This window comes from Dokdonia sp. PRO95, from assembly GCF_000355805.1.
GTDB lineage: Bacteria > Bacteroidota > Bacteroidia > Flavobacteriales > Flavobacteriaceae > Dokdonia.
In genome coordinates this window covers 3,092,064-3,104,796 of sequence record NZ_CM001837.1, presented here as the reverse complement: position 1 = coordinate 3,104,796, position 12,733 = coordinate 3,092,064, and the positions used below count along the sequence as shown (strand labels likewise).

The following is a 12,733-nucleotide window of genomic DNA, read 5'->3' as shown; positions in this document are numbered from 1 at the left end:
TTCTTTATTTTTCGTTCTTCATTAAGGCTATACTGCGCTCAGACCAGCTTATAGTACGCGGTCCAAAACACTCTAAAATTGCATCTACACCTATCACACTTCCCTTAGATAGTCTGCCCAATACCGCTAGTGGCACAAAACTTTTACCTTCTGGTACTTCTACATAACCATAATCGTCTGTGCGTATGCCTAGATCTGTATGTTTGGGTTCAATCATTTTATTACTAAGCAAGTTTTTTATAATTGGTGTATCCACGGTGACAAGTTGTGGTGAGTCCAGTACGGCGTTAAGCATTATGTCTACGGTAATTTTATTGCCATCAGATTCAAGTTGCCAGCCTCCGTCTACGCAAGTGATTTCTGGATTATTTACAAAGCCAAGATCTAATAATCCTGCTTTTGCAAGCGCGATAAGCTGTTGTATGCTCTCAACAGGTGGACCGTAAGAATATCGCTTTGATGCTTCGTCTAGCGCAATAACTTCGGCAACCACATCATCTGCGCTTGCTGGATATGAGAACTCTCTGTAGATGGATGGTTGGCAGTGTCGCCATACTTGACCTATAAAATAGTCGAGGCTAACCGGTGCTTCTCCTACTGCCATTTCCACTTGCTGTTGCATCATTTGCAAGACAGGTTTTTGATGGGATAAGAGTAGGGGATGCGCAAGTGATTTATTGTTGAGGTAATTTATCGTCAAGAAATAAATTTCTTCTTCAGTAAGATCGTGTTGTGTGGCTTTGTCTCCTAATTTTAAAAACAGGGGGGCTACAACAGTTGCCATTGCTTCTAGTAAGAAATATTGATCCTTGGCTGGGTGATCGCCGCAGGCACCTTTATGTATCGCTTTCGCGAAAGCGTTTATAGCATCATCACTTGGCATAAACCACTTATCTACCGCTTTATTTATTGGTTTTGGCACCATAGGAAGTCCGTCTAAGGAAAATGGAACAAACCGCTGCGGATGGTTTTCTCCAGCCTGAAAAGCTACTTCTTTGGTATCATTATCAAGTATCTCAAAATGTGCTCCGCGTTGCAAGGTGAGCGCACGTATCTGATCAATCATTGCAAGTCCAAAACCTCTAAAAGCAACTACACTCTCTGAGGTAATGTTTGCATTTATCATCTTTTCTACGGGATAGGCTTCTGTAAATAGCAGGGCGTTATCCGTTTGTGCAACGTGATCTTTCCATTCTTGCAGCTGCTCTGAAAGCTCCGTATCCTGATGTCCTATTGTGAGAACTACTTCATCTATTGCAGTGACTGATGTATTTTTTGTAATTGCTGTGAATACTGGTGCGATATAGGTGAGTTTGGTAACAGTTTCCTCAACAAGATTTAATAAATCAAATCCCTTAAGCGCACTAGTAATAGTCTCAAAACGAGCATTAAGGTAGGTTCCCATCTTTGCCCGTGGAGGAAACTGATCTGGATGCGTAGCTGGTGGATTTTGTTGTTCTTCTGGTAACCACTCCGTGTATGAGGGAAATGCAGGGATGATATCATCACCTAGTTTTATTTCTGGTCTGCCAGGTAAGTCTTGTAAGGCACGCTCAGTAATATTAAGCCAGTTGCTTTCTACTTGCTCAGGATTCCATACCCAGCCTGCTCCAGGATATTTAAAAGGTTCAAATAAGGTGACTTTTATTTGAGCTTCTGGAGCGTTATTGTAGAGCGCGGTAAAAAGGCTTTCAAGAGCAAAAAGTCCTCTGGGACCTCCTCCTATTATGGCGTAGTGTTTCATAGATTGGTTGTTATACTCATCCTTTATAAAAGGGCAAGTGTAACAAAGCTATGGCATTACTATGCTAGACGGTAATTGTTTAAGATTGTGTTAGGAGTTATTTAAGACCCCATACTGATAGTAACATCATTTGCAAAGCGCTCGTTGTTAACCACAAACCGTGTGTGCAACTCTTTAAATAAATCTATAAGTGGAAGCACAGGACTGTTCCAATTGTCAAATTCTAGATGATATTTTGCTATCAATAGATAATGATCATCTTCGTTTGTACCCTTAATTATAGGCTGGAAGCTGTCTTCTTGAGCAATTTCTTTTAAGATTGCAATATGGCTATTGTTTCTTAAAAAATCAGTCATTTTAGAGCTGTCGCTATTGATGTTAAAGCGCTTTGATTTTCCTATGAAAAGTGACTTAATATGCGAGTTTGTAGTGAGTTCAAAAGTGTGACTCTCTGGCTGTTTTGGTAACTTCATAGAGATATGACCAGAAAATTCTTTTCCAGTGATATTAATGATATTCATCTCAGTATTTCCTACAGGTATTTTTAATAAATACTGAACCTTAGGAAGGCGTATGCCGCCACCTATGCTAGTATCTTGATCTTGGTATAAAAAAGTACCTCCTTGCTCTGTCGCTATATTTTGAAAAAATGATTTATACATACCCTATATGTAGGAAAGTATTTCACTTTGTTACATTAACTACGTTTTTTTAATCTGTTAAAGTCTAAAAACCAACGCATACGCAAACGTAAGGTACTTTATCAAGTATTATAATCGCTAGTAGCTAAAACATTTTTACAAATCTAGCGTACACTATTAGTTTTGATAGTTAATTGGGTAGTTGTGATGTATTTAATTCTACTCAAATTTTTCACTAAACTCTTTTAGATTCTTTAAATCTGTTTCATTTTTAATATATGCTTGTGCATCTTCTAGAATGAGGTGTGCTTGGGAGTCTATTACCTCCTTATAATTATCGTCTATGGTTTTTACGTTTTTTAGGTAATATAGTGAGGTTAGCATTTTTGTCATCATTATAAAATCAGACTTACAGTACTGACGTAAGCTAGCGAAAATGAAATAGATAAGCTCTTCAAAATCAACAGTGTCTAAGGAGACAACAGCTTTATTATTATCATTTACTACGTAGCTATTATCTTTTTTAAGCATTCTCAAAGCAAAGAGTTCTGTGAGATAGTCAATACAGGTAATGGCAGTTCCTGGATCGTTAATTCCCGGACTCATTGCTTTTACTGCAATTTCTGTGAGCTGTTTAAAACCGAGTACATAATTGAGTTTTACTATCTCACTACGAGAAAATCCAAAGCATGACTGTAGCATTTCTTGATTTTCTTCGTCTAGTTCTTTATTCACTTTTACAATAGGAACATCTACTAGTACAAATTCTCCTTTAGAAACCAGCATTTTTATAGAGATGTCACAGTCTTTTGCCAGCTTAGACAGTGAGTCAAATGCTATATCATTGAGATATCCAGATGAGGTACTTTTATAACCATGCCACTCAGAAATATCGTCAAAAACTTCTAAACCTTGAACTTCACTTTCTTTATCAATTAATGTTTGTAACCTTTTGTGAGCTGAAGAAAAGATGCGGTCTGTAATATTATTAATCTGTATAGCTTGCGATATAGAATGTATAAAATAGATAAAGGCTGCAAGTACATGAATACTCAAAATAATTCCCACAAGCACTGCAAAGCCAGGTAACTGATGCTTGTCATCACTAGGCACAATACTTAGCAATACGATAATGCAATAGATGATTACAGCAATATAAAACCCTAATACATATTGGTGCTTTTTATTTGATATAAGTCCGGGGAGGATACGAGGAGAGTAATTACTCGAGGCTTGATTGAGTAATAACATCACCATAGAGAAGCTAAAAACCATAAGAGAGATGATTCCCCCTATAAAAGTGCTCAGTAAGGTGCGAGCGGTATCTGCGTTATTGATTACTAACCATGGTATATTTTCCATGAAATATTTAGAAACTCCTTGCTCTTCTATATAAAGCATTAAAAAAGCAAAGGCAAGTCCGGTTAATGCAATAAGACTTGGGAAGAACGCTATGTTTCCAGTAATCTGGCTATATAATAACTTGAGTTTTGTGTAAATTTTATTCATCATTGCAATTTCCGTAAAATAGTTTGAGTAGGATTCTTTTTTAATATTAGTTAACAGTGTGACTAGTGTTTAGAGTATTACGCTTTCGCGAAAGCGTAAAAAATTATAGAAATAGGACTTCTATAGTATCACCCTACAAGGGATAGTCCCACTAACCAGAACATGTAAGTCTTAGTACGCACTTTAAAGTTTAGTTCTAAATAAAGTACATACGTTGCTCCAATACATGAGTAATGTCGAGCAATATTTTAATAAGCTCAGCTTCTACGAACTAAACCTATAATATGTTTTAACATTTTTTAATAGTTGGCGTTAATTGTATGGTAAAAAGAATATTTTCGCTAAAGCGTTTATAATAAAATCCAATTCTTTGCATTAAACGTATAACCATTAAACAACTATTAAATTATGGATAACCAAAAAAGTGGAAACGGAATTAAGATTATTGCAGGAATTCTTGCGGTACTTCTTGTCGTAGCCGGTGCCTTTGCTGTAAAACTGTATAACCAAGAGAAGAATACAAAAAGCCAACTCACAAAGGAGAAGAACGTTGTACTCTCAGATCTTAAAGAAATGGTGAGTAAATATGATGTAGTTATTGAGGAGAATAACCTTAAAGACACAGAACTTAATGATGCACGCGATAGAATCCAGAAACTTATAGGCGATATTGATGCAAAAGACGCAACCATTGCGAGTTTAGGAAAATATAGAGCTGAGGTCTTTAAACTACGTAATGAGCGTGATTTCTTATTTGCTCAAAATGATTCTTTACGCGGAAGTAACCAGATGCTTGCTATGCGTATAGACAGTACTACTTATGAACTTGAAGTACAGCGTGGGGTAGGGGACTCTCTTGCACTAGAAAATAACGCCCTTGCAGAAAGAGTAACATTAGGATCTGCACTAGCAGCAAATAAGCTTAGAGCGGTAGGAGTAATAGAGCGTTCTTCTGGTAAACTAGTCGAAAATTCTAATAATAGACGTGTAGATAAACTTAGGGCTTGTTATACAGTACCTCAAAACAGACTTGCAGAAGCTGGAGATCGTGTATTATATGTACAAATCATTGATCCTTCTGGAGCTACATTAGGAGAAAACAAGCAAGTTGCCTTTGACGGTAAAGTGGTTAATTATAGTGCTATCTCTAAGTTCTACTATGAAAACACTGCACTTGATATCTGTGAGAATGTAGGTAAAACAACAAAGGATTTTCTTGAAGGAAAATATGAGGTAAACGTGTTTGATAAAGGAGTACTTATTGCTCAAACATCATTCAGTTTAAAATAGAAGATACTTAAGTAGGTTAAGTAAGAACCCGCAATGCGACCTAGGTCCATTGCGGGTTTATTTTGTTATAAACGTTACTATAGTTTTTTAGTCACGATTAGGATACCAGTCTAGCTGTACAACCTCAATAGCATCACTTCCTTTGTTTACAAGAGATTTAAACGTACTAACATCACTTAGGCCGTCAGATCCTCTATAGTGAAAAGGATATACTTGTGTAGGTTTAAAATCTAAAACTGCACTAGCGGCACTCTCCACCGTCATAGTGTAAGGTAAGTTCATACATACAAAGGCAACGTCAATATCTTGTAAATTGCGCATTTCAGGTATATCTTCTGTATCTCCAGAAAAGTAAACTCTCTTACCATCTTTCTCAAGTACGTAGCCATTACCCCATCCCTTTTTGTGACGGCGCTTCTCTACTGGACCTAGATTATACATGGGTACAGCATTTGTCGTAATACCTAAAATTTCTACTTTTTCTCCGTTATTTAAGATATCTAACTTTGAGCTAAAAGCCTCCGGCATTTTTTCTGCTACAGATTGTGGCACAACGATTCTTGCGGTTGAGGTGTCTAGACCTTCGAGCGTCTTTACATTGAGGTGATCTCCGTGTAGGTGTGTAATTACAATAAGATCTGGCTTTTTATAACCTTTATAAAGCTCAGGTTTTCCCACTGGATCTACATAAACGGTTCTGCCATCCCAGTTAAGAATAGTAGACGCGTGCTCAATAGGGATAATTTCAAACTCCTTAACTTCTGAGTCTGTTGTGGTAGTTAGTTCTTCCACTTCTTCTACTGTGGTAACGGTTTCCGTTTCTTTTACTGTTTCTTTACAGCTACTCATCGTACAAGCGATAAGAAAGAGGGTACATAAATATTTCATAACATTGTTTTATGGATTACATTAACAAAGTTATTGTCTCGTGTGTTACATTATGACAAAAATTAGTTAAATACGAGTTCCATTTTAATGTTTGCGCGCTTGTAGACCACATCTTCTTCAAGAGGAATTTCTATAAAACCCCATTTTTTATAGATATGAATGGCATTTTCTAGCGTACGGTGTGAGTATAAGATGAGTTTGTTGAGGTGTTGCGCTTTCGCGAAAGCGAGACAATGTGCAATCAATTGCTGCCCAATACCCATCCCTCTCGCCGAAGGTGAAACTGCCATCTTTGTGAGTTCTAACACACCCGTATTTCCAGAAGGCATGAGCGCTACCGTACCTAGAATTTGATCATCTTTTGATGCAAAGAAGATAAAACCTCCTTTGTTTATGATATATTCTTCAGGATTACTCAACACTTTGAGATCATAAGGCTCTACGTAGAAAAAGGCCTCGAGCCATTCTATATTAAGAGTTTTAAAGTCTGCAGCAAATTGAGAATTGTATGGAATGATGTTCACAGTGATTGATTTGTAAAAGTTGTGATTGTTTTAATGTGATTTTACAGCGCTTAGTTCTTGTATACACTCTTCTCTTATCTTCCATATTTCATCAAGACTATATGCTAGATTATCTCTTTCTATCCAATCTTGTAGTACAGATTTGTGATAGTCTTCTTTATAATCCTGTATCTGATCTGTATCTATAGTGGTTTGCATAAGTACCGCATCTCTCCATTTCATACTGTATGTTCCAGCAAAGGTATAATCGTACATCTCATCATCATATGCCAGTACGGTATGTGCCTCCAGAATATAAGGTAGGTCATACTTTTCAAGCACATTACCTATGCCTGGGGTATTGGTATTATCCATGGCATAAATTATGAGCTCTAGTTGCAGTCCATAGATCGCATGCTCATCTGTGAGTGCTTTTAAAGTTGCGTGCTTTGTACTACATGTGCCTTGCCCTTCGGTAATCACAGATCCCAATTCTAAGGGGTTTTTTAACCTACCATATGGAAGATTATGTATAGCACGTATAGCATCGTAAAATGTTCTTATTCCTTTATTAATAAAAATGTCACCTACGGTATTTCCTGGTGTAATGTTAAAGTTAGGTATGATCATAAAATTCCTTCGTCTGCGCATCATTATTTACTGGGGAAGTATATAGAGACAATAACTTAACGCATTATAAAAAGGTAGGGGTTTTCGTGATTATTAAATATGCTATTTTTTATAATTGGATAAAAGTAATTGGATCCATGTGCTTAGGGATCTCTTAATGATTTAATTCTAATAGTACTTTTAACCGTCTTAAAGGTAGGAACTTTACTTCATTATATATCTAAGATTGTGCGGAGAATTTCATATTAAAAATGTAAAATATTGAACGTTAGTAATGTAAGAATTTTCTTGATAAGTCCCCTTCTAATCTATAATAAATTGGCTGATTTACTGTAACCCTTTTTTGTATTTTTAGATTTGAAAAAAACATACACTATGAGTAAATCACATAAAGGTCTTAATACCATTTGTACGCATACAGGAGAAATCAAAGACGAGCAGTTTCAGGGAGCTGTATCTCCTATTTACTTATCATCTTCTTATGCCTTTATGGATGTAGATGTAAAGCGCTACCCACGCTATTTTAATACTCCTAATCAAGAAGGATTGGGTAAGAAAATTGCTGCTCTTGAGAAGACAGAAGCGGGGATGATCTTTGGTAGTGGTATGGCGGCAGTAAGTACTGCATTGCTGGCTTTTTTGAGAAGTGGCGACCATGTTGTACTTCAAGAAACTTTATATGGAGGTACGTATAACCTCGTAGTTGAGGAGTTTGAAAAGTACGGTATTACATATTCATTTACAGAGGATTTGAGTGAAGCCGCTTTCGCGAAAGCGATAACTCCACAAACTAAAGTGATTTACATTGAGACACCTTCTAATCCACTTATGAAGGTCACAGATATGAAGATGGTTGCTGCACTTGCCAAAAAGCATGGCATTGTGACTATGATAGATAATACATTTGCCTCTCCAGTAAATCAAAATCCAGCAGATTTTGGGATTGATATTATACTTCACTCTGCAACAAAATATATGGGAGGGCACAGTGACATCTGTGCTGGAGCAATTGCTGCGAGTCAAGAACATATGGATCGCATCTGGAATCTAGCAAAAAATCTAGGAGGAAGTCTAAGTGATCTTACCGTATGGATGCTTGAGCGTAGCATGAAAACCATGGCTCTACGTGTAAAAGCACAAAATAGAAATGCAAAGAAAATAGCAAAATGGCTTGATAAGAAAGACGAGATAAGTCAGGTGTACTATCCAGGATTAAAATCTCATCCAGATTATAAACTAGCCAAAGAGCAGATGAGTGGTTTTGGAGGGATGATGTCATTTGAACTAGCAGCACATATTGATGCCGAAGATTTTCAGAAAGCCCTACAACTTATCAAACCTTCTATGAGTCTTGCAGGTGTAGAGAGTACGATGTTATGTCCAGCACAAACTTCGCACTCATTACTAGGAGAAGAAGAGCGAGCAAAACAGGGTATCGCAGATGGCTTAATTCGTTTTTCTGTAGGAATAGAGGAGAAGGCAGACCTGATGGAAGATATAGACCAAGCACTTAAGGCTGTTTTGAAAAAGACAGTACTAGTCGCAGATTAAAACTCGATTGCGCTTAACCTTTTATTTATTCTTAAAAGTGGGTAATTAAATAAAGGGAAATGTCATTCACACGTAAGTTTGATGACTATATAACAATAACACAAAAGATACTCGCACAGCGAGCATACATATGAAACTAGATATACTTGCCATAGGAGCACACCCAGATGATGTAGAATTAGGCTGTGGTGCAACCATAGCAAAGGAAATTGCAAATGGAAAGAAAGTAGGAATACTTGATCTCACGAGAGGCGAACTAGGAACTCGAGGGAGTGCAGAGATACGTGATGAGGAAGCTGCAGCTGCAGCAAAGATTCTAGGTGTAGCCGTACGTGAGAATATTGCACTTGCAGATGGTTTTTTTGTGAATGATAAAGAGAGCCAACTCAAAATCATCGAAGTAATAAGAAAGTATCAGCCAGAAATAGTGCTTTGTAATGCTATTACAGACAGGCATATAGACCACGGAAAGGGAAGTAAACTTGCAAGTGATGCTTGCTTCTTGAGTGGATTAAAAAAAATAGAAACCTCTGTAGATGGGAAGGCTCAAGAAAAATGGCGTCCTAAAACGGTATATCATTATATACAATGGCAGCACATCGAGCCGGATGTAGTGGTAGATGTAAGTGGTTTTATGGATAAAAAGTATGATGCTGTCTTTGCATACAGCTCACAGTTTCACGATCCAAATAATAAAGATGGTGATACACCAATTTCTAGCGAAACCTTCAAGGAGAGTATTAATTATCGCTCTAGAGACCTTGGACGTCTCATAGGTACAGAATATGGAGAAGGTTTTACTGTAGAGCGCTATCCAGCGGTAGAAAGTTTATTTGATTTAAAATAAAATGGTGATGATACAACGGATTTTAATTGTTTGTTTTTTAACGTGCGGAGTGGTTGCGATAGGTCAAACGTCTATGTTTCATTTAGATAGTATACCTACCTCGATACCTTTCAAACACTTGCCAAATGTATCTACCTTAGATACCCTTAAGAAGTTAACTTCTCAACTGCTTAAGAGATATGATATGTCAGGAGATCTCATTGTTGATGAAAAGCTTGCGTCTAGTAAACAGAAAGCATATACCATGAGGGTTTATTCTGTTAAATCAAATGACGAGATGACAGTCGTTATCCCAGATACCACCACGAAGCAATACTTAAGAATATATGGAGTAGATAAGACCACATTAAATAACTAGGGAATAAATATTCTGAGTTATAAAAAAGCCACCTACGGGTGGCTTTCTTGTGCTTAATGTTTTCAGCTAAACTATATGTTGTCAACTTATGAGCATAAAAAAAGTCTTCAGATTTCTCTGAAGACTTGAATAAGGGTGGAAGACCGGGTTCGAACCGGCGACCTCTGGTACCACAAACCAGCGCTCTAACCAACTGAGCTACAACCACCATTTTAATTGCGAGTGCAAAGATAAATAATATTAGAAGATGTGCAACTTTTTCTAATAAAAAAAGGAGTGAAATTTCTCACTCCTTTTTCAAAGTGTTGATTATTAGGTGAATTTACTTAAATAAAACACATAATAATTTTTAAAATAATTTATTCTTCTTTCTCTGCTTTGTCTACTACAGGTCTATCCTTACGATTTGCAAGTTCCCAAGCAGTTGCAAAGACAAGTTTTGTACGCTTTTCTAGTAATGGGTAATTGATTTTATCTGGTGTATCACCTATTTTGTGATAATCTTCATGTGTTCCATTAAAGTAAAAAATAATAGGCACATTCTTCTTTGCAAAGTTGTAGTGATCTGAGCGGTAATAAAAACGGTTAGGCTCATTCTCTACATTGTATCGGTAATCTAGGTTAATATCAAAATACTTTGCATTTACGGCAGATGATACATTGTGTAAATCTGTACTTAATTTATCTGAACCTATTAAATAAACATAGTTATTATCTTCTAAGTGTGCATCGTCATTACGACCTATCATATCGATGTTGAGGTCTGCAATGGTGTTTGCTAGCGGGTATACTGGATTTTCTGAGTAGAATCTAGACCCGTATAAGCCTTTCTCTTCTCCTGTGACGTGTAAAAAGAGTATAGAGCGCTTAGGTCCTTTTTCGTCTTTTACAGCTTGTTTAAAAGCCTCTGCAATCTCTAGTAATGCCACAGTACCAGATCCATCATCATCTGCTCCGTTAAAGACATTACCTTTTGAGTCCATTCCTACGTGGTCTAGGTGTGCAGAGAGCACAAGTACTTCCTCAGGCTTCTCTGATCCTTCTATAAAAGCTAGCACGTTTTCAGAGTCGTTTAAATGACTTCCTTTTCTAAAAAATGTTTTAGGTACAATCTGGTAGTAATCTCCCTTATTTCCAGGTGCTACTTCTAATTGCTTATAATAATTTACTAAGTATGCAGCTGCTTTCTTTTGTCCTGGGTCTCCAGTATTACGCCCCTCAAAATCATCTCCTGCAAATACGTAGAGCATGTCTTGTAGCTCATTTGCAGTAATAGTGTTAGTGTATTTACGTACGTCATTCTCATTACTTTCAAGAGCAGTGACATCTATAAGTACAGGTTCAGAAGGAGCAGCAGGTGCTACTACTTTTTTTGATTCGTTACAAGAAAGGGCAATAAGTCCCAATCCCATTAGGGCAAAATATTTTTTCATTTATAAGGAATTGTTTATTCTGATAAAAGTACTGAATTCAATTGGATAAAATATGAGATAGCGTAGTGTGTTTTTTTTGCTTTCGCGAAAGCGTTACTAACCACAATTATAGGCAAGTAATCTCAAAATGCTACATATAAAAAAAGGTCACTCTATTGCTAGAGTGACCTTGTTATTTTAAAGATGTAAAATCTTAATTGTTAAGCATAACTGGCATTACAAGCATTGTTACTTGCTCACCTTCATCAAGACCATCTACTGGAGTTAAGATACCTGCTCTATTAGGAAGTGACATCTCTAGAGAAACATCATTTGCATTCATATTATTAAGCATCTCAGTTAAGAATCTTGAGTTAAATCCTATTTGCATATCATCACCTTGATAATCACAAGTAAGACGCTCTTCGGCTTTATTACTGTAATCAATATCTTCTGCCGAAATATTAAGTTCTGCCCCGGCAATTTTTAAGCGAATCTGGTGTGTAGTTTTATTTGAGAAAATAGAAACACGACGTACAGAGTTTAAAAACTGATTACGATCTATGGTAAGTCTGTTTGGATTCTCTTTTGGGATTACTGCTTCGTAGTTAGGATACTTACCATCAATAAGACGACATACAAGCTCCACATTATCAAAAGTAAATTTTGCATTACTCTCGTTATACTCTACCGCAATCTCATCATCAGAAGTAGAAAGTATTCCTTTAAGTAAGTTAAGAGGCTTCTTAGGCATAATAAATTCAGCCGCTTGAGATGCAACTACATCTGTACGACCATACTTTACAAGCTTGTGAGCATCTGTTGCTACAAACGTAAGTCCGTCTGTGCCAAATTGAAAAAATACACCACTCATTACTGGACGTAAATCGTCATTTCCAGTAGCAAAAATAGTATTGCTTATTGCGGTAGCTAGTACACTTCCAGGTATTTTTACAACACTAGGGTCTTCTAGTGATACTGCATTAGGAAACTCTGCACCATCTGCAAAAGCTAGTGCATATTTACCATGATTAGAGCTTATCTCTACGGTGTTGTTTTCGTGTTGTGTAAAAGTAAGTGGTTGCTCTGGGAACGTCTTAAGCGTGTCAAGAAGTAAACGAGCTGGTAACGCAATCGCACCATTATCACTAGACTCTACATCTAACTTTGATGTCATGGTAGTTTCTAGATCTGATGCAGAAACTGTTAGTGTATTTCCATCTAGTTCAAAAAGGAAATTATCGAGTATAGGTAGGGTGTTGCTATTATTTATCACACCACCCAATACTTGTAATTGTTTAAGGAGGTATGTACTAGAGACTATAAATTTCATAGAAAGTTAGGTTTTGCAATACAATAA

General features: G+C 36.8%; 12 protein-coding genes and 1 tRNA gene. 4 read left to right on the top strand and 9 right to left on the bottom strand.

What is annotated here, in order from left to right:
- Positions 1–4 precede the first annotated feature (4 nt).
- The 3 genes from D017_RS13980 to D017_RS13970 all read right to left on the bottom strand — a co-directional run bounded on the left by D017_RS13980 (position 5) and on the right by D017_RS13970 (position 3,897).
- Positions 5–1,744 carry an FAD/NAD(P)-binding protein gene (locus D017_RS13980; protein ID WP_051583926.1) on the bottom strand — a complete coding sequence of 580 codons (1,740 nt, stop codon included), beginning with the start codon at positions 1,742–1,744 and terminating at the stop codon, positions 5–7.
- A gap of 101 nt (positions 1,745–1,845) precedes the next feature.
- Positions 1,846–2,406, bottom strand: a complete 561-nt coding sequence (locus D017_RS13975; RefSeq protein WP_035337347.1) for a hypothetical protein — start codon at positions 2,404–2,406, stop codon at positions 1,846–1,848.
- Positions 2,407–2,604: 198 nt separating this feature from the next.
- Positions 2,605–3,897, bottom strand: a complete 1,293-nt coding sequence (locus D017_RS13970; protein ID WP_225969310.1) for a DUF2254 domain-containing protein — start codon at positions 3,895–3,897, stop codon at positions 2,605–2,607.
- A gap of 405 nt (positions 3,898–4,302) precedes the next feature.
- Between D017_RS13970 and D017_RS13965 the strand changes: the two genes are divergently transcribed.
- Positions 4,303–5,184 carry a hypothetical protein gene (locus D017_RS13965; RefSeq protein WP_035337344.1) on the top strand — a complete coding sequence of 294 codons (882 nt, stop codon included), beginning with the start codon at positions 4,303–4,305 and terminating at the stop codon, positions 5,182–5,184.
- An 87-nt stretch (positions 5,185–5,271) separates the two neighbouring features.
- Here D017_RS13965 and D017_RS13960 read toward each other — a convergent pair whose 3' ends face one another.
- The 3 genes from D017_RS13960 to D017_RS13950 form a co-directional block, all read right to left on the bottom strand.
- On the bottom strand, positions 5,272–6,072 hold the full coding sequence (locus D017_RS13960) for an MBL fold metallo-hydrolase (RefSeq protein ID WP_035337343.1): 801 nt from the start codon (positions 6,070–6,072) through the stop codon (positions 5,272–5,274).
- Positions 6,073–6,134: 62 nt separating this feature from the next.
- Positions 6,135–6,596 carry a GNAT family N-acetyltransferase gene (locus tag D017_RS13955; protein WP_192816520.1) on the bottom strand — a complete coding sequence of 154 codons (462 nt, stop codon included), beginning with the start codon at positions 6,594–6,596 and terminating at the stop codon, positions 6,135–6,137.
- A 30-nt stretch (positions 6,597–6,626) separates the two neighbouring features.
- Positions 6,627–7,205, bottom strand: coding sequence for a hypothetical protein (locus D017_RS13950; RefSeq protein ID WP_051583925.1), 579 nt, complete (start codon positions 7,203–7,205; stop codon positions 6,627–6,629).
- 375 nt (positions 7,206–7,580) lie between these two features.
- Between D017_RS13950 and D017_RS13945 the strand changes: the two genes are divergently transcribed.
- The 3 genes from D017_RS13945 to D017_RS15395 all read left to right on the top strand — a co-directional run bounded on the left by D017_RS13945 (position 7,581) and on the right by D017_RS15395 (position 9,961).
- Positions 7,581–8,756, top strand: coding sequence for a PLP-dependent aspartate aminotransferase family protein (locus tag D017_RS13945; protein WP_035337339.1), 1,176 nt, complete (start codon positions 7,581–7,583; stop codon positions 8,754–8,756).
- Positions 8,757–8,886: 130 nt separating this feature from the next.
- Positions 8,887–9,603 (top strand): bacillithiol biosynthesis deacetylase BshB1, encoded by a 717-nt coding sequence (bshB1, locus tag D017_RS13940; protein WP_035337338.1) that lies wholly within the window; start codon positions 8,887–8,889, stop codon positions 9,601–9,603.
- Positions 9,604–9,787: 184 nt separating this feature from the next.
- Positions 9,788–9,961, top strand: coding sequence for a hypothetical protein (locus D017_RS15395; protein WP_160164980.1), 174 nt, complete (start codon positions 9,788–9,790; stop codon positions 9,959–9,961).
- Positions 9,962–10,094: 133 nt separating this feature from the next.
- On the opposite strand, the gene D017_RS13930 is transcribed toward D017_RS15395, so the two are convergent.
- From D017_RS13930 to dnaN, 3 genes are all read right to left on the bottom strand, one after another.
- Positions 10,095–10,170 (bottom strand) — tRNA-His (locus tag D017_RS13930).
- Between the two features lie 150 nt (positions 10,171–10,320).
- On the bottom strand, positions 10,321–11,394 hold the full coding sequence (locus D017_RS13925; protein ID WP_035337335.1) for a M28 family metallopeptidase: 1,074 nt from the start codon (positions 11,392–11,394) through the stop codon (positions 10,321–10,323).
- A gap of 193 nt (positions 11,395–11,587) precedes the next feature.
- Entirely contained in the window at positions 11,588–12,706 is a 1,119-nt protein-coding gene (gene dnaN / locus D017_RS13920; protein ID WP_035337334.1) for a DNA polymerase III subunit beta, read from the bottom strand.
- Positions 12,707–12,733 lie beyond the last annotated feature (27 nt).

Bases quoted from the DNA above. Each gene is read 5' to 3' on its own strand.
- D017_RS13970 (WP_225969310.1), bottom strand. From the start codon at position 3,897: ATGATGAATAAAATTTACACAAAACTCAAGTTATTATATAGCCAGATT.
- D017_RS13960 (WP_035337343.1), bottom strand. From the start codon at position 6,072: ATGAAATATTTATGTACCCTCTTTCTTATCGCTTGTACGATGAGTAGC.
- D017_RS15395 (WP_160164980.1), top strand. From the start codon at position 9,788: ATGTCAGGAGATCTCATTGTTGATGAAAAGCTTGCGTCTAGTAAACAG.
- D017_RS13980 (WP_051583926.1), bottom strand. From the start codon at position 1,744: ATGAAACACTACGCCATAATAGGAGGAGGTCCCAGAGGACTTTTTGCT.
- D017_RS13950 (WP_051583925.1), bottom strand. From the start codon at position 7,205: ATGATCATACCTAACTTTAACATTACACCAGGAAATACCGTAGGTGAC.
- D017_RS13965 (WP_035337344.1), top strand. From the start codon at position 4,303: ATGGATAACCAAAAAAGTGGAAACGGAATTAAGATTATTGCAGGAATT.
- bshB1 (WP_035337338.1), top strand. From the start codon at position 8,887: ATGAAACTAGATATACTTGCCATAGGAGCACACCCAGATGATGTAGAA.
- D017_RS13925 (WP_035337335.1), bottom strand. From the start codon at position 11,394: ATGAAAAAATATTTTGCCCTAATGGGATTGGGACTTATTGCCCTTTCT.
- dnaN (WP_035337334.1), bottom strand. From the start codon at position 12,706: ATGAAATTTATAGTCTCTAGTACATACCTCCTTAAACAATTACAAGTA.
- D017_RS13945 (WP_035337339.1), top strand. From the start codon at position 7,581: ATGAGTAAATCACATAAAGGTCTTAATACCATTTGTACGCATACAGGA.
- D017_RS13975 (WP_035337347.1), bottom strand. From the start codon at position 2,406: ATGTATAAATCATTTTTTCAAAATATAGCGACAGAGCAAGGAGGTACT.